The sequence below is a fragment of the Roseomonas sp. GC11 genome, from assembly GCF_024437745.1.
Classification (GTDB): Bacteria; Pseudomonadota; Alphaproteobacteria; order Acetobacterales; family Acetobacteraceae; genus Pseudoroseomonas.
Genome location: NZ_JANFNY010000094.1, coordinates 1 through 17056, shown reverse-complemented (window position 1 = coordinate 17056; position 17056 = coordinate 1). Strand labels below are relative to the sequence as shown.

Genomic DNA, 17056 nt, shown 5'->3' with positions numbered 1-17056 from the left:
AAGACCGCCCGATCATTCCTCGGCATCCTCTGCCTCGCAGCCACCGCAGACTGGATCAAGCTCTAACAGGCCTTAGCGTGGCTTTGGCCATCTGAGGCAGGCATAAGTGGCAAAGCGGGAGGCAGGTGAAGCGTGGCGGCACTTCTTGGCAGGGGCATGCAAGCCTGGCCAGTCGCCCGCCTCGCCACCGACGCACGCCTCAGATGGCCAAAGCCGCGCTAACACTCCGTCACGTTGACCGCGAGCCCGCCGAGCGAGGTTTCCTTGTACTTGCTCTGCATGTCCAGACCGGTCTGCCGCATGGTGCGGATGACATCATCGAGCGAGACGTGATGCGCCCCATCGCCGCGCAGCGCCAGCCGCGCGGCGATGATTGCCTTGTTGGCGCCCACGGCATTGCGCTCGATGCAGGGGATCTGCACCAGCCCGCCCACCGGGTCGCAGGTCAGGCCCAGATTGTGCTCCATGCCGATCTCGGCGGCATTCTCCACCTGGGCGGGGCTGCCGCCCATCGCCGCCGCCAGCCCGGCCGCCGCCATGGAGCAGGCCACGCCAACCTCCCCCTGGCACCCCACCTCGGCGCCCGAGATCGAGGCGTTGCGCTTGTAGAGCACGCCGATGGCCGCCGCCGTCAGCAGGAAATCGCACACCCCCTGCCAGTCCGCGCCGGAGACGAATTTTTCGTAGTAGTGCAGCACGGCGGGGACGATGCCGGCGGCGCCATTGGTCGGCGCGGTGACGACACGCCCGCCCGCCGCATTCTCCTCATTCACCGCGATGGCGAAAAGGCTCACCCAGTCCGAGGCCGCCATGGGGTCCGAATTGGCCGGCTGCGCCAGAAGCCGCCGGTGCAGCGCGGCGGCCCGGCGGCGCAGGCGGATGCGCCCGGGCAGGGCACCCTCCCCGCGCAGGCCACGCTCCAGGCAGGCCACCATGGCATCGCGGATCTCACGCAGCCCCGCCTCCACCTCCTGCGAGCCGCGGCCGCGCGCGGCCTCATTGCGGCGCATCATGCCAGCGATGGAGAGGCGGCTTTCCGCCGCCATGGCCAGCATCTCCGCCCCCGTGCCGAAATCATAGGGCACGGCGACCAGCGCGGCGGCCGGGGCATCCGCCGCCAGTTCCGCCTCCGTCGCGATGAAGCCGCCGCCGATGGAATAGCAGACATGGCTGTCCAGCACCGCGCCCGCCGCGTCATAAGCCGTGAAGCGCATGCCGTTGGTGTGGCCGGGCAGCGTCTCCTGCCGGTGCATCGGCAGGTCCGCCGCCTCCTCGAAGGGAATGGCGTGGCGGCCGGCCAGCAGCAGGCGCCGCTCCGCGCGGATGCGCTCGACGATGCGGGTGGCCTCGTCCGGGTCCACACGCTCCGGCCACTCGCCGGAGAGGCCGAGCAGGATGGCGAGGTCCGTCGCATGGCCCGGCCCGGTCAGCGCCAGGGAGCCGAAGAGTTCCGCCCGCAGCCGCGCCACGCGCGGCAGCAGCCCCGCCGCGTGCAGCGCCGTGGCGAAGCCCGCCGCCGCCCGCATCGGCCCCACCGTGTGCGAGCTGGAAGGGCCAATGCCGATGCGGAAAATATCGAAAACGCCGTAGGCCACGCTGATCCGTCCCTGGAGAAGCCGTGCGAGAGGGAAGCGCATCGGCGCCGCCGCCGCAATGGCGCGTGGCTCGCACCTGGCGGGCGCCGCGTTGCCGGCCGGCCCTTCCGCGCCTATGCCTGCATCTGCCGGCGGCCACAGGGTCCGCCCTGGGGAAAGGGTCCGACCATGCGCATCGCCGTGCTGCAATTCTCGCACGAGACCGTCACCTTCCTCCCCTACGACACCACGCGGGAGGATTTCTGCTACCCCGGCTCCCCCGTGGGCGGGGAGGCCCTGCTGGCCACGGACCCGAAGGGCTATATGGGCGGCTTCGTGCAGGTGGCGCGCGAATATGACGGGGTGGAGCTGGTCGGCATCGAATCCCCGCTCTGGCCGCGCACCGGCTCGGGTTCCGGCTGGGTGACGCGGGACGCCTTCGAGCATTTCCTGGGCCGCATGCTGGCGCAGCTGGAGGCGGAAGGGCCGTTCGCGGGCGTCTATCTGGCGCTGCACGGCGCCATGGCGGTGCGCGGCGTGCCCCGGCCGGAAGCCGAGATCGCCCGCCGCGTCCGCGCCGTGGTGGGGGGCGGCGCCATCCTCTCCGCCACCTTCGACCCGCATGGCAATGAGGATGAGGAATTCCTCCGCCACGCGGACATGGCCTTCACCGTCAAATACTTCCCGCATTACGACGCGCATCTGCAGGGCCAGCGCGCGGCGCGCATGCTGGTGCGCGCCCTCCGCGGCCAGTTCCGCCCCGCCCATGTCACGCGCAAGCTGCCCATCCTCTCCCCCACCGTGCTGCAATGGACGGGCGCGCCGCCCTGGTCGGACCTCATCCAGCGCGCCCTCACCTGGGAGGCGCGGGAGCCGGATGTCTTCGTCAATGTCTATTTCGGCTTTCCCTGGAGCGACGTGCCCGATGCCGGCATGACCCTCCAGGTCCTCACCCATGACGACCCGGCCCTGGCCTGGCGCGTGGCGGAGGACATGGCGGGCTTCGCCTGGCGCCGGCGCGAGGCGCTGCTGAATTCGACGAAGATCCACCGCATGGCCGGGGGTGTCGCCCTGGCGCGGCACGCGGTGGAGCATGGCGGGGCGCCCGTCATCCTCGCCGACCACAGCGACCGCTCGGGCTATGCGACGTGGCTGCTGCGGGAGATCCTGGCGGCGGGGCTGCGCCGCACGCTTATCGCCACCCTGGCGGCGCCGGAGGCGGTGCGCGCCGTGCTGGCCTCCGGCGCGAAGCCTGGCGATGCCTTCTCGGCCGCGGTGGGCGGCCTCGCCGATGAATCGGCGGGCGAGCCGGTGCATATCGAGGGCAGCATCGCCGCCATCGTGGACAGCCCCCTGCCGCGCGCCATGGGTGGCGGGGAGCAATGGGTGTGCGTGCGCTTCGGGGCGGACAATATGCTCGTCCTCAGCCCCTATCTGGCGCAGGTGATGGAGCCGGAGCAGCTCTGGGCCATGGGCCTGCGCGCCGAGGATTACGACGTCATCGCCATCAAGTCGCGCGTGCATTTCCGGCGCGGCTTCGACGATAGCGGCTTCGCCCGCACCATCCTGCTGGTGGAGCCGGAGCAGCCCTTCCTCGGCACGGTGCGGCTGGAAGGGCTGCGCTATGAGAATCTGCGGCTGGCGGATTTCTATCCGTATAGCGCCGGCGAAAAGTGATTATTTAGTCATCTTCTTTTTCTGAAGAAAAAGAAGCAAAAAGACTTTCTATCAGATAGCGTCCCACCTCAGACCGAAGGCGGGACGCCAAACTGAAAAAAGTTTTTTGGTTCTTTTTTTCAAAAAAGAACTTTTTCTTTAAAAACTATCTCTCTTTCACATAAGGCTCGCCACTCGCTTTCGGCGGAATGGCCCGCCCCATGAAACCGGCGAGCAGGATGACGGTCAGCAGATAGGGCAGCGCCTGGATGGCCTGCACCGGGAAGGCGCCGATGCCCGGCAGGATGACGCCCTGCAGCCGGATGGCCACCGCGTCCAGCACCGCGAAGAGCAGGCAGGTGAGCAGGATGCGCCCCGGCCGCCAGCCGCCCAGGATCATCGCCGCCAGGGCGATATAGCCGCGCCCGGCTGTCATCTCGCGCAGGAAGCCCGCGCCCTGGGCCGTGGCGATATAAGCCCCGGCCATGCCGCACAGGACGGAGGCGATCATCACCCCGGCATAGCGCAGCCCGGCCACGGACAGGCCCGCCGTGTCCACCGCCGCCGGGTGCTCGCCCGCCGCGCGCAGCCGCAGCCCGAAGCGCGTGCGGTAGAGCACGAAGGCCGCGAGCGGCACCAGCGCCAGCGTGACATAGACCAGCGCCGTCTGCCCGCTGACCAGCGCCGCATAGAGCCGCCCGAGCACGGGAATGCCCGACAGCGCCTCCACCCCCGGCAGGGTGATGGCCAGGAAGCGCGCGGAGGAGGGTAGCGGCGGCGTCTGCCCGCCCATGCGGAACCAGAACAGCGCCAGCGTCGCCGTCAGCCCGGAGGCGAGGATGTTGATCGCCATGCCGGACACCACCTGGCTGCCGCGCAGCGTGACGCAGGCCAGCGCATGCAGCAGCCCCAGCGCGCAGGAGGCCAGGATGCCGGCCCCCAGCCCGAGCCAGACCGAGCCCGTCACCGCGGCGCCGGCGGCGGAGAAGAAGGCCGCCACCAGCATCTTCCCCTCCAGCCCGACATCGACGATGCCCGAGCGCTCGGAGAACAGCCCGGCCAGCGCCGCCAGCAGCAGCGGCACGGCGAGGCGCAGCGTGGCCGCCAGGATGGGCAGCGCGGCGTCGAACCACTCCATGGCCTCAGCCCCCCCGCCGCAGCAGCGCCAGCACCACCACCACCGGGCGGCGCAGCATGTTGCCCAGCGCGCCCGTCAGCAGGATGACCAGCCCCTGGATCAGGACGACGATTTCCGAGGGCACGTCCGGCACCTCGAAGGCCAGTTCGGCGCCGCCCTGGGTCAGCGCGCCGAAGAGCAGCGCCGCCAGCAGCACGCCCAGCGGGTGGTTGCGCCCCATCAGCGCCACGGCGATGCCGGTGAAGCCATAGCCACCGGTGAAGGCCAGCAGCAGCTTGTGCTGGGCGCCGAGCAGCTCGTTGACCGCAACCCCGGCCGCCAGCGCGCCGGAGAGCGCCATCACCTGCACGATCATCCGCCCGGCATCGATGCCGGCATAGCGCGCCACCTCGGCGCTCTCGCCCAGGGCGCGCAGCGCATAGCCCCAGGGGCTGCGCCAGACCAGCAGCCAGACGGCGAGCGCCGCCAGCAGCGCCAGCCCGAGCGAGAGATTGACCGGCGCCGAGCTCGGGAAGCCGAAGGCCGAGAGGTCCGGCAGGTCGGCCGCGGTGGGGAAGCGCCGCGTTTCCGGCGCCATCGAGCCGGGGGCGATCAGCACGTTGACGATCAGGTAGACCATCAGCGACGCGGCCAGGAAGTTGAACATGATGGTGGTGATGACGATGTGGCTGCCGCGCCGCGCCTGGAGCCAGCCGGGAATGGCGGCCCAGGCGGCGCCGAAGCCCGCCCCGCCCAGCATGGCCAGCGGCACCAGCAGCCAGGGCGGCAGCGCGCCGAGGTTCAGCGCCACCAGCGCGACGCCGAGCCCGGCCAGATAGGCCTGCCCCTCCGCGCCGATGTTGAACAGCCCGCCCTGGAAGGCCACGGCCACGGCCAGGCCGGTGAAGGCCATGTTGGTGGCGTAGTAGAGCGTGTAGCCGATGGCGTCGGCGGAGCCGAGGCTGCCCACCGCCAGCGCCGCCAGCGCCGCCACGGGGTCGCTGCCCATGGCCCAGACCAGCAGGGCCGTCAGCCCCAGCGCCAGCAGCAGGTTGAGCACGGGCAGCAGCGCCACCTCCGCCCAATGCGGCAGGGGGTGGGCCATGAGGCGGGCCAGGGGGCGGGACAGCGAGAGGGGGGCGCTCATGCCGCCTCCTCGCGCGTCATGCCGGCCATCATCAGGCCGAGGCGGCGCTCATCGGCTTCCGCCAGGGTCAGCTCGCCCATGATGCGGCCATCGAACATCACAACAATACGGTCGGCCAAGGCCAGGATCTCGTCCAGTTCCACGGAGACGACCAGCACCGCCTTGCCCGCCGCGCGGCAGGCGAGGATGCGCTGGTGGATGGAATCAATGCCGCCGATATCGACGCCGCGCGTCGGCTGGCCCACCAGCAGCACGGCCGGGTCGCGCTCGATCTCGCGCCCCAGGATCAGCTTCTGCTGGTTGCCGCCGGAGAACAGGCCGGAGCGCAGGGCGGGGTCGGGCGGGCGCACGTCATAGGCCTGCATCAGCCGCGCCGCATGGGCGGCGATGGCGCGCGGCGAGAGCAGCCCGAAGCGCCGCCAGGAGGGATCGTCCTGGTGGCCGAGGATGGCGCAGGCGGCGGCACTCTGCCGGCGCAGCAGGCCGCTCTTCAGCCGGTCCTCCGGCACATGGGCGAGGCCCTGGCGGCGCAGCGCCGCGGCATTGAAGCCGCGCCCGGGAAACACCTGCTGGCCACGGAGAAAAATCCGCCCGGCGCTGGGCGCGCGCATGCCGGCCAGGGCCTCCAGCAATTCGCCCTGGCCATTGCCGGCGACGCCGGCGATGCCCAGCACCTCGCCGCCGCGCAGGCTGAGGCTGACCTGCTTCACCCGCTCCACCCCGGCGGCATCGCGCACGGACAGCCCCTCGGCCTGCAGCAGCACGGGGCCGGCCTGCGGCGCGGGACGGGGCGCGGGGGCGGCGAGGCGGCGGCCGATCATCAGCTCGCCCAGTTCCTCGGGCGAGGTCGCGGCGGTCTCGCGGTGCGCCACCATCTGCCCCGCCCGCATCACGGAGACGCGGTCGGTGATGGCCATGATCTCGCGCAGCTTGTGGGTGATCAGCAGCACGGTGCGGCCCTGGTCGCGCAGGGCGCGCAGCACGCGGAACAGGTCGTCCGCCTCCTGCGGCGTCAGCACGCCGGTGGGCTCGTCGAGGATCAGCACCTCGGCGCCGCGATAGAGCGCCTTGAGGATTTCCACGCGCTGCTGCGCGCCCACCGGCAGCTCGTCGATCCGCGCATCGGGATCGACGCTCAGCCCATAGGCCTCGCCCAGGCGCTTCAGCTCGGCGCGCGCGCGCGCGGGGGGGGGGGGGGGCGCGCCGGTCCCCCCATGGGCCGCCCCCGGGCGCTTCTGGGCGGCGCGCGCGCGCGCGGCGCCGCGGGCGAGCAGCGGCCCGCCCTCGGCGCCCAGCATGACGTTCTCCAGCACCGTGAAGCGCTCCACCAGCATGAAGTGCTGGTGGACCATCTCGATGCCAAGGCGGATGGCATCCCGGCTGTCGCGGATCGTGGCGGCGCGGCCATTCACGAGGATGGTGCCGGCATCGGCCTGATAGAAGCCGTGCAGGATGGCCATCAGCGTGGACTTGCCGGCGCCATTCTCGCCGATGATGCCATGGATGGTGCCGCGGTGGACCGTGAGGTCCACCGCGCGGTTGGCATGGACGGCGCCGAAGCGCTTGTCGATGCCGCGAAGCTCGATCGCGGGCGGCGCCGCGCCGTCCTGTGGCTGCATCAGTTCGGACAGGAATTGTTGCTCATGTAGTCATGCACCGCCACCTTGCCGGCGATGATGTCGGCCCGCGCCTGGTCGATGCGGGCGCGCATTTCGGCCGTCACCAGCGCGGCGTTGTTCTGGTCGAAGGCGAGGCTGACGCCATCCTCCGCGACACCCAGCACCTGCACGCCGGGCTTCCAGCTGCCGGCGCGCGCGGCCTCCAGCGCGGCGCGCGTGGCGACGTCGAGCTGCTTCACCATGCTGGTCAGCACGCGGCCGGGATGCAGGTGGTTCTGGTTGGAATCGACGCCGATGCCGAACTTGCCGGCATCCGCCGCCGCCTGCAGCACGCCGACGCCGGTGGCGCCGGCGGCCTGGAAGATGACATCCGCCCCGCGCTCGATCTGCGAGCGGGTCAGCTCCGCCCCGCGCACCGGGTCGGCCCAGGCGGAGGGGGTGGAGCCGGTCATGTTCTGCAGCACCTCGATGCGCGGGTTCACCGCGCGGGCGCCCTGCACATAGCCGCAGGCGAATTTGCGGATCAGCGGCACATCCATGCCGCCGACGAAGCCGATCTTGCCCGTGGCGCTCTTCAGCGCCGCCAGCATGCCGGCGAGGTAGCTGCCCTGCTCCTCGCGGAACAGCACGGACTGCACATTCGGCGCCTCGACCACGGAATCGATGATGACGAAGTGCAGGCTGGGGAACTCCGCCGCCACGGCCTTCACGGCGCTGGCCTGGCTGAAGCCCACGGCGATGATCGGGCTCTGCCCGCGCCGGGCGAAGTTGCGCAGCGCCTGTTCCCGCTGGGTGTCGTTCTGCGGCTCGAATTCGCGCACGGCGACGCCGGTGGCCTTGCTGAAGGCCTGCGCGCCATTGTGCACGCCCTCGTTGAACGACTTGTCGAACTTGCCGCCCATGTCGAAGACCACGGCGGGGTTGATCTCCGCGGCCTGCGCGCTGCCGAGCGAGATCAGCGCGGTGAGCGCCGTGGCGAGCAGTGTTTTCATCGTGGTGAAGCCTCGTTCTGATGCGGCGGCCTTTTGGCCATTGGGGTCACGCCGCGGCGGCGGCGGGCCATGCAAAACCCCGGCCACGGCGCACGGGCGCCCTGGCGGCGGCAGGGCCGGCGCGGACCCACAGGCCGCCACGCGCGGGCGCAGGGCGGGGATGGGCCCGGGCACGGTCGGAGCGGTTGCGGCCATGCAGCCCTGCCGGAGGTTTTGTGGCACGCTTATTTGCCGCGCCGGGGGTGGCCGGATCAACCCCGTGTGACAGGAAAGCGGACCGATTGGTCAGAGAATACCCCCTTTGCCACCCCGCCGCGCGGGTCCAAGCTGCCCGGCGGCGCCGCCCCTCCCGGCGCCGGGGCAGCGGCATGCGCCGGCTCGCCCGGAGATGGGGGGACAGCAGAAAGGCCGGGCCAATGCGCGCCAACCACCTTCATGACGCCGACAGGGCGCATCTCGTCCACCAGCAGACCGACCTCCGGGGCTTCGCCGCCGAGGGCCCGCTGCTGATGGCGGAGGGGGATGGCGTCTATGTCACCGACACCGAGGGCCGCCGCTACATCGAGGCCATGGCCGGGCTGTGGTGCGCCAGCCTGGGCTTCTCGGAGAAGCGCCTGGCCGAGGCCGCCTACCGCCAGATGCTGAAGCTGCCCTATTACCACACCTTCTACGGGCGCGGGCATGGCCCCTCCGCCGAACTGGCCGAGCGCCTCGCCACCCTGGCGCCCGAGGGGCTGAACCACGTCCTCTTCCAGTGCTCCGGCTCGGAGAGCAACGACGCGGCCATCAAGCTGATCTGGTACTACAACAACGTCCTCGGCCGGCCGGAGAAGAAGAAGATCATCGGCCGCGTGCGCGGCTACCACGGCAACACCGTGGCCAGCGCCTCGCTCTCCGGCCAGCCGCACATGCACGCCGATTTCGACCTGCCCTATGGCGGCCGCTTCCGCCACATCAGCAACCCCAACTACTACCGCGGCCATGAGGCGGGGGAGACGGAGGAACAATTCTCCGCCCGCATGGCCGCCGAGCTGGAAGCCCTGATCGCCGCCGAGGGGCCGGAGACCATCGCCGCCTTCTTCGCCGAGCCGGTGCAGGGCGGCGGCGGCGCGCTGACGCCCCCGCGCGGCTATTTCGAGGCCATCCAGCCCATCCTGAAGAAGCACGACATCCTGCTGGTGGCCGATGAGGTCATCTGCGGCTTCGGCCGCACGGGCAACATGTGGGGCAGCCAGACCTACGGCATGCAGCCGGACATGCTCTCCTGCGCCAAGCAGCTCTCGGCCTCCTACCAGCCGATTTCCGCCCTGCTGATCTCGGACCGCATCCACGACGCCCTGCTGAAGGGCAGCGAGCGCAATGGCGTGCTCGGCCATGGCTACACCTATGGCGGGCACCCGGTGGCCTGCGCCGTCGCCCTGGAGACGCTGAAGATCTATGAGGAGCGCGACATTGTCGGCCATGTCCGCGCCGTCTCCCCCGCCTTCCTCGACGGGCTCGCCGCCTTCGCCGGCCACCCGATGGTGGGCGAGGTGCGCGGCGTCGGCCTCATCGCCGGCATCGAGCTGATGGCGGACAAGGCCAGCCGCACCCCCTTCCCCGCCGCCCGCAAGGCCGGGCTGCTGGTGCAGCGCAAGGCCGAGGCCGAGGGGCTGATCCTGCGCGCCATCGGCGACCGCCTGGCCTTCTCCCCGCCGCTGATCATCAGCGAGGCCGAGATCGGCGAGCTCTGCGCCCGCCTCGGCCGCGCCCTGGATGCCGCCTGGGCCGAACTCCGCCCCACCCTCACCGCCGCGGCCTAGAGGCGGCGCAGGCTCTTGAGAGGGGCTTCGCCCCTCTCAAACTCTCCCCACCAAAGGCCTGAGGCCTTTGGAAACCCCACTGAAGGCGGGTGCAGGGGACCCTGTCCCCTGCTGGGGGAGCTTGAGGGGGCAAAGCCCCCTCAAGGGCGCCACCTCTACCGCACCCGCACCACGACGCTGGCGGCGGCGCCGCGCGCATCCAGCACGGTCAGGCGGTAATGCCCCGGCCCCTCGGGCTGCCAGGCGGCATCCCGGCGCGCCGGCTGGCTGGCGATCGGCGCGCCATCCACCAGGAAGGTGAGCGGCCTCTGCCCCCCCGCCGCCCGCAGTGGCACCAGCCCCTCGCCCAGCACCGCCTCCGGCGGCGGAAAGAGCAGCCGCAGCGCCTCCGCCGTCTCGGCCCGCGCCAGCATCACCGGCCGGGGCGGCGGCGGCGGCGCGTCCCGTGGCGCGGCGGGCAACAGTGCGAAAAGCCGGGCCAGCAGCGGCAGCGCCAGATGCGTGCCATTCGCCTCACCCGTGCCGGCCACCAGGGGCGCGCCATCCGGCCGCCCCACCCAGACCCCCACCACATGCGCGGTGTCGAACCCCACCGCCCAGCCATCCCGCCCGCCCCAGGAGGTGCCCGTCTTCCATGCCACCCCCGGCGGGCCACCGGCGGGAAAGGGCCGCGTCAGGATGCCCGCCACCTGCGCCGCCGCGCGCGGCGGCAGGATGGGGGCTTTCTCCACCGCCCCGGCGCGCGACCAGCGCAGCGGCGCCGCCTGCCCGCCATCGCCCAGCAGCGCCGTGGCCCCCACCAACTCGCGCAGCGTGATCCCGGCGCCGCCCAGCGCCAGCGGCAGCGTCGGCTCCGCGGCGGCGGGCAGGCGCGGCGCCGCCCCCGCCTGCTTCAGGAAACTGGCGAAGCGCAGCGGGCCCAGCTGGTCCAGCAGCAGCACCGCCGGCAGGTTCAGCGAGCGCCGCAGCGCATCGGCCACACTCACCCGGCCGGTGAAGCCATGGTCGAAATTCTCCGGCGCATAGGCGCCGAAGCGCGTCGGCGCATCCTCCAGCACCGTGTCCGGCCGCGCCAGCCCGGCGGCGAAAGCCTCGGCATAGAGCAGCGGCTTCAGCGCCGAGCCGGGCGAACGCACCGCCCGCGTCAGGTCCAGCGCCCCGGCCCGCGCCTCATCCCCCCAGGCCCCGCCATCCAGGGCACGGATTTCCCGGCTGCGCAGATCAGCCACCACGGCGGCCACCGAGACGCGCGGCGGCAGCCGCTCCCGCGCGCTGGCCAGCACCGCCTGCACCGAACGCTGCAAGCCGGCATCCAGCGTGGTCGCGGCCTGCCCGGCCTGCCGCGCCTCCCGCGCGAGATGCGGCGCCAGCCCCGGCATGGCCTGCCGCCCCGTCGGGACGGGCGTGGACAGCCCGGCCAGATCCGCCGCCGTGATGCCCGGCGCCTGCGCCGCCCGCTCGCGCAGCAGACGCTCCCGCGCCGCCAGCGCGGCCGCCGGGTGGCGGTCAGGGCGCAGCGCCTCGGGCCGGCGCGGAATGGCCACCAGCAGGGCGGATTGCGCCGGATCCAACTGCCGCGCCTCCTGGCCGAACCAGGCCAGCGCGCCAGCCCGCACCCCCTCCAGATTGCCGCCCATCGGCGCCAGGGTCAGCCACACCCGCAGCACCCCGGCCTTGCCCAGCCGCGCCTCCAGCTGCACCGCCCGCGCCATCTCGATCAGCTTGGAACGCAGCGTGCGCGGCCGCGGCTCCAGCAGCCGCGCCGCCTGCATCGACAGCGTCGAGCCACCAGAGACCACCCGCCCCGCCCGCAGCCACTGCCAGGAGGCCCGCGCCAGCGCCAGCGGGTCCACCCCCGGATGCCAGCGGAAACGGGAATCCTCGGCGGCGATCAGCAGATCCACCAGATGCGGGGGAACATCCGCCTCCGCCGTGGCGAAGCGCCACACCCCGCCCGCCGCCGGCAGCGCCGCGAGCGGGCGGCCGGAACGGTCGGTCACCAGGGTGGCAAGGCTGTCCAGGCGGGAGAAATCGGGGGGGAAAAGACGGTCGAGCGCGAAAAACAGCAGAAAAATAACTGAGAAAAAAATGGGGGAAATGAATTTCCCCCAGGCCCCCTTTCTTTTTTCTGTCAGGGCCGGCCTCCGTTGTCGGCCGGCTGCACCTGGATGCGCGCCGCGTTCTGGCGGGCAAAGACACCAGGGCGATACATGTCCTCGGCCTGCGCGCCCGGCAACTCGAAGCTGCCCGCCGTCACGGCGCGCAGCAGGACGGCAATGCGCGCCACAGGCTGGTCAGCGGTCAGGTCCAGCGCCGCCGCCACGCGGTCATCCAAGGCGGCAAGCATCGCCGGATCGCTCAGCGTGCCGAGGAAAGGGAAGGTGGAAGACTCGCCGGCCGGCAGCCGGCCTTCCATCTCCCACCCCGCCGGCAGGCCCTGCTGCACCATGGCCCGGTGCGCCTCCCCCGTCTCCGCCCGCGCCTCCATCAGCAGCACGAAGCGCGTGCCCTGGCGCAGCGTGTCGAGATTCACATCCGTGCCGTCCAGGTTGAGGAAACGCCGGCTGACGCGCATCCCCTGCCGCCCCGCCGGCACAGGCTGCACCGGCAGGCCACTGACAGAAACGCTCTGCACCACCGCGCGGTCCCCCAGGTTGCGCGCCGTCGAAACCCCAGGCGGCAAGGCCGCGCCAGGCATCAGCGCCGGCGGCAGGGGCTGGCCATTCAGCGCCACCCGCGCCGGCTGCCCATCCCGCCCCAGCGCCGCCGCCAGCAGCACCGCCCAGGCCTGCTCCTGCGTCGAGGTCGCGCCGGGCGCCAGCGCCTCGCTGCCCGGCAACCGCGCCAGCAGCGGCGCGAGGCGCTCCGCCTTCAGCCCGCTCTCGCGCAGCAGCAGGGCCGTGGCCAGCATGTCACGCAACGGGCTGCCATAGTCATGCGTCCAGCGGCGGCGCGGCGTGCCCGCCTCCAGCGCCGCATCGAACATCGCCTCGGCGCGCGGCGCATCGCCCATGCGCGACAGGGCGGCCGCCAACTGCGCCCGCGCCAGCGGCGTCGGCAGCTTCTGCGGCTGCTCGGCCAGCACCCGCGTCGCCCCAGGGCGCGGCCGCCCGGCCAGCGCCAGGACATGCAGGCGATAGGCCTGGTCGGCATATTCCTCGGGCGTGCCGGGGTAGCTCTCATCCACCAGCGTGGCGAGGAGGGAGAGCGCGGCCTCCAGCGCCGCCTCCGGCACCGTGGCGCCGGCGGCGCGGGCGCGCAGCAGCGCCTCGGTGGCATAGGCACTCACCCAGGGGTCGGCCTCGCCCTGCGCGCTCCACAGGCCGAAGCTGCCCTCCGCCCGCTGCTTGTCCAGCAGGGCATTGATGGCGCTGCCCAGCCGGATCTCCCGCTCCTCGGCGGCGGGCCAGGCGGACAGCGCCAGCACCTTGGTCGCCGTCTGCTCGGCACAGGCCAGCGGGAAGGCCAGGGCGGCGCGCATCAGCGCCTCCGGGTCATAGCGCACCGGCTGGCCCCACAGCACCCGCGCCACCCCCGTGCCCGGCACGAAGCGCGAGAGGTCCGGCACCAGCTTCGCCTCCGCCCCCGGCGCCAGTTCGCTCAGCGCCACCTCGGCCACGCGCGGGCGGGCGGAGCGCAGGGAGATGCGGCTTTCCTCCACCGCCGCATAGCCATCCGGCCCGCGCAGCCGCAGGCGGACCACGCCCTCCCCCACGCCCGTGGCGCGCAGCACGGCCACCGGCGCGGCGCGCGCCCCGGTGGCCAGGGTCGCGGCGAATTGCGCCGGCCCCTCCAGCACCAGCGGCCCCTCCAGCTCGATGGCGGCGCCGATCTCGCCGGGCGGCAGCTCCAGATTGTGCAGCAGCAGCGGCATGCGCGCGCTGTCCCCCGGCGCCAGGAAGCGCGGCAGCAGCGCCTCGGCCACCACCGGGTCCCGCACCAGCACGGGGCGGCTGGCCGAGCCGCTGCGCGCCCCGGCCCAGGCCACCGCCATCAGCCGCAGCTCACCATTGAAGGCGGGCAGGTCCAGCGGCACCCGCGCCACCCCGTCCGGCCCCGCCGCCACCACGCCGGAGAACAGCGCCACCACGCGCTGCGGCGGTTGCAGGGCGGAGAGCGCCTCGGCATCGCCACCCTGGCGCAGCAGCGCCACCTCGCCCTCCGGCGGCGGGATCAGGCGGCCGTAATCATCGCGCAGATCCACCCCGAGCCGCCGCCGGCCGAGGAAATGCGCCAGCGGGTCCGGGCTGCGGAACTCGGTCAGCCGCAGCACGCCCTCATCCACCGCGGCGAGGGTCAGATGCGCCACGCCCCCCCCCGCACTGCCCGCCGCACTGCCCGCCGCGCCGCCACCCGCGGGCGTGATGCGCACCGGCACCTCCACCCGCTGCCGCGGGCGCAGCCGGTCCGGCGCCTCGATCGCCACCTCCAGCCGCCGCGCCGCCGGATCCAGCGCCACCCAGGCGAGGCCCAGCGCCCGGCGCGGCTGCCCCTCCGCCGCCTGCCCGGGGCGGAACAGGGTGACGGTGGCATAGGCCCCGGCGCCCCAGCCCTCCTCCACCGGCAGTTCCAGCGTGTTGTCGCCCTGGCGCAGGGATACGTTGCGCAGGCTGACGAGGCGGTTGGTCAGCACCGCCAGGCTGGCCTCCCCGGCGAAGGGGGCGCGCACATGCAGCCGCGCCACCTCCCCCGCCGCATAGCCGGCGCGGTCCGCCAGCACCTCCAGCTTGTCCGGCACATCCGGGCTGTCCGAGCCGGCCCAGCCGGACCAGAAGCGCACCGCGCCGATGGCCAGCCCGCCCGGCTGCGCCACCTCCAGCCGGTAGCGGCCGAAGGGCAGGCCGCGGGCGAAGCGCGCCGGCCTGTCCGGCGCCGTGGTCAGGCTGGCGGTATCCACCACCTCATCCCGCCAGAGGGTCTCATAGCGCGCCAGGCCGCCGCGCGTGACCATCCGCCATTCCGGCCGCTCCCGCACCAGCTTCGCCGCCAGCCGGCCGCCCAGCGCCTGCCCCTCGGGCGAGACCAGGGCGATGTCGAAGCCGGCTTCCGCCAGTTCGTCCACGCTGCCGCCCTGGAAGGCGGGGCGGATGGCGATGAAGGGCGCCGCGCCGCGCACCGGCACCGCCAGCGCGGCCCGGCTGGCGCGGCCATTCGGGTCCAGCAGCGCCAGCGCCATCTGCGCGCGCAGCGGCCGCGTGGCATCCGGCAGGGAAGGCAGGGTGAGGGAGAGGCTGCCGCGCCCCTCCGCCCCCAGCGTCACCTCGGCCGGGGGCAGCGCGCCGCCCATGAAGCTTTCCTCCGCGAGGCCGAAGCGCCAGCCGCGCCAGGGGCTGCGGCGGCTGGTGCCATCCGCCGGGTCGGGGGCGAAAGGCTCGGGGTCGAGTTCCAGCGTGCCCTCCAGCGTGCCCTGCAGCCCGGCGGCGGGGGCGCCGTAGAGGAAGCGCGCCTCCACCGGCAGGGTGAGCGGCACACCGGGCCGCAGCGGCGCCGGGGCCGGGCCGAGCGTCACCGCCAGCCGGTCCGGCACGAAGGCTTCCACGCGGAATTCCACCCGGCCGATCGGCGGCTGGTCCGGCTCCAGCTTCGCCTCGACCGCCCAGGAGCCGGCCTGGGCCCCGGCGGAGAGCGCCACCGGCCAGGAGAGCACGCCATCCGGCCCGCGCTCCGGCACCGCTTCCGCCGCCACCTGCCCGCCGGGGCGCAGCAGGCGCAGCCGCACCGGCAGGTCGCGCGGCTGCCCGCCGGCATCGCGCAGCAGAGCGGAGAGCCGCACCGTCTCGCCGGGGCGGTAGATGCCACGGTCCAGCCAGAGGAAGGCATCCAGCGGGCCGGGCTGCGGCCGCCCCTCCGCGCCGCGGTCGGACAGGTCGAAGGCCGCCGCCTCCAGGTCCAGCGCGGCGAGGTCATCCTCCGTCAGCGCATGCAGGGCGACGGGGGCCATCGGCCCGCGCCCGCGCAGCAGCGCGGCGGGGAAGCGGACAAGGCCATCGGCATCCGTCTCCGCCTCGGCCAGCACGTCGTTGCTGCGCGAGACCAGCGATACCTTCACCCCGGCGCGCGGCGCGGCGGCCTGCAGGCCGCGCGCCTGTGCCGCCAGCCCCTCCGCCCCGCGCCAGGCGGTCAGGCCGAGATCGGTGCTGAGGATGGCCAGCCCGGCGGCGATGCTGTCATAGCGCGGCGGGGCGCCGGGGCCGGTATCCTCGCTGGCCACCAGGACATAGAGGCCGGGGCCGGACTGCGTCAGCGCCTCGGGCAGCGGCAGGATGATGCGGTTGGCGGCGTTGGGGCGGAAATCCTTCACCTCCACCCGGCCTTCCCAGACGGTGCGGCCGAAGCGTTCCGGCACCTCGGTGGCGATATAGGCGGAGAGCGCCTCGCCGCGCGGCGACCAGTCGTTGAAGGCGCGCAGATTGCGCTCGGTGACGCGCACGAGGCGCAGCCGCAGCGCCCGCACATTGATGCCGGAGAGGCCGACGCGCGCCGCCTGCCCGCGCGGCAGGATGAAGCGCGTGCCATCGAAGAGCAGGCGCGGCGCGCGGTTCTCCATGGCGATGGAGAGCGCCGCCTCCTCGCGCAGGCGGGTGTCGCCCTCGCCCGGCAGGCCGGCGCGCAGCACCACCCGCGTCGCCCGCCCCCAGGGCAGGCCGGCGAGGCAGAGCTCATTGCCCTCCCGCGTCACGGCGAGGCCGGGCAGCGGCGGCTCCACCCGCAGCCAGTCGGCGGGGCGGAAGCCGGGGTCGCGGCTCAGCGTGCCGGAGAAGCCGATGCAGGCGCGGGCGGGCTCGGCCTCGGCCTCGGTGCGGATGCGGCCGGGCAGCAGGCCGGCCTCCCGCCGCGCCGTGGCCAGGGCGGTTCGCACGGGGGCGCGGCTGGCGGCCTCCTCCTCCGGGATGCGCTCCAGCAGCGCCTCCAGCGCGGTGATGGCGGAGGCCCACTGGTTGCGGCGCTGCAGGGCATCGGCCATCAGGCGCAGCGCCGCCCGCTCCGCCGCCGCGTCCCCCACGGTGAAGGCGTTCCAGGCGGCCTGGAGGGCGCGCGCCGTCTCCGCCGGGCTGCGCGCCAGCTGCGCGCGGGCCAGGGCCAGCCAGGGCTCCGCCTCGCCCCGGCCGAGGGCGAGGCGCTGTTCCCAGGCGGCGGCGGCCCCGGCCC

9 protein-coding genes are annotated in these 17056 nt (G+C 73.3%); 2 read left to right on the top strand and 7 right to left on the bottom strand.

Annotation, left to right across the window (positions count from 1 at the left end; translation table 11 throughout):
• Window positions 1-218: 218 nt before the first annotated feature.
• Entirely contained in the window at window positions 219-1595 is a 1377-nt protein-coding gene (locus NON00_RS21305; RefSeq protein WP_370688755.1) for an L-serine ammonia-lyase, read from the bottom strand.
• A gap of 168 nt (window positions 1596-1763) precedes the next feature.
• Here NON00_RS21305 and NON00_RS21300 point away from each other — a divergent pair, with 168 nt between their 5' ends.
• Window positions 1764-3251 (top strand): M81 family metallopeptidase, encoded by a 1488-nt coding sequence (locus NON00_RS21300; RefSeq protein WP_256024763.1) that lies wholly within the window; start codon window positions 1764-1766, stop codon window positions 3249-3251.
• Window positions 3252-3396: 145 nt separating this feature from the next.
• Here NON00_RS21300 and NON00_RS21295 read toward each other — a convergent pair whose 3' ends face one another.
• From NON00_RS21295 to NON00_RS21280, 4 genes are read right to left on the bottom strand one after another with little or no spacing between them, the layout of a single operon-like run.
• Window positions 3397-4368, bottom strand: a complete 972-nt coding sequence (locus NON00_RS21295; protein WP_256024761.1) for an ABC transporter permease — start codon at window positions 4366-4368, stop codon at window positions 3397-3399.
• Window positions 4369-4372: 4 nt separating this feature from the next.
• Complete coding sequence (locus tag NON00_RS21290; RefSeq protein WP_256024759.1) at window positions 4373-5494, bottom strand: ABC transporter permease; 1122 nt, start codon at window positions 5492-5494, stop codon at window positions 4373-4375.
• Window positions 5491-7113 (bottom strand): ABC transporter ATP-binding protein, encoded by a 1623-nt coding sequence (locus tag NON00_RS21285; protein ID WP_256024758.1) that lies wholly within the window; start codon window positions 7111-7113, stop codon window positions 5491-5493. The genes NON00_RS21290 and NON00_RS21285 overlap by 4 nt, the downstream gene beginning before the upstream one ends.
• On the bottom strand, window positions 7113-8105 hold the full coding sequence (locus NON00_RS21280; RefSeq protein ID WP_256024757.1) for a BMP family protein: 993 nt from the start codon (window positions 8103-8105) through the stop codon (window positions 7113-7115). Before NON00_RS21280 ends, NON00_RS21285 begins: the two co-directional genes overlap by 1 nt.
• Before the next feature lie 416 nt (window positions 8106-8521).
• On the opposite strand from NON00_RS21280, the gene NON00_RS21275 reads away from it, so the two are divergent.
• Complete coding sequence (locus NON00_RS21275; RefSeq protein WP_256024756.1) at window positions 8522-9907, top strand: aminotransferase; 1386 nt, start codon at window positions 8522-8524, stop codon at window positions 9905-9907.
• A gap of 155 nt (window positions 9908-10062) precedes the next feature.
• Here NON00_RS21275 and pbpC read toward each other — a convergent pair whose 3' ends face one another.
• The gene (pbpC, locus tag NON00_RS21270) at window positions 10063-11973 is read right to left on the bottom strand and encodes a penicillin-binding protein 1C (RefSeq protein ID WP_305123498.1); all 1911 of its coding nucleotides are present in this window, start codon (window positions 11971-11973) and stop codon (window positions 10063-10065) included.
• 65 nt (window positions 11974-12038) lie between these two features.
• On the bottom strand, window positions 12039-17056 hold a 5018-nt coding region (locus tag NON00_RS24845), incomplete at its 5' end, for an alpha-2-macroglobulin (protein ID WP_305123497.1).

Coding starts and splice junctions, on each gene's coding strand:
- NON00_RS21300 (WP_256024763.1), top strand. CDS start 1,764: ATGCGCATCGCCGTGCTGCAATTCTCGCACGAGACCGTCACCTTCCTC.
- NON00_RS21295 (WP_256024761.1), bottom strand. CDS start 4,368: ATGGAGTGGTTCGACGCCGCGCTGCCCATCCTGGCGGCCACGCTGCGC.
- NON00_RS21290 (WP_256024759.1), bottom strand. CDS start 5,494: ATGAGCGCCCCCCTCTCGCTGTCCCGCCCCCTGGCCCGCCTCATGGCC.
- NON00_RS21285 (WP_256024758.1), bottom strand. CDS start 7,113: ATGCAGCCACAGGACGGCGCGGCGCCGCCCGCGATCGAGCTTCGCGGC.
- NON00_RS21280 (WP_256024757.1), bottom strand. CDS start 8,105: ATGAAAACACTGCTCGCCACGGCGCTCACCGCGCTGATCTCGCTCGGC.
- NON00_RS21275 (WP_256024756.1), top strand. CDS start 8,522: ATGCGCGCCAACCACCTTCATGACGCCGACAGGGCGCATCTCGTCCAC.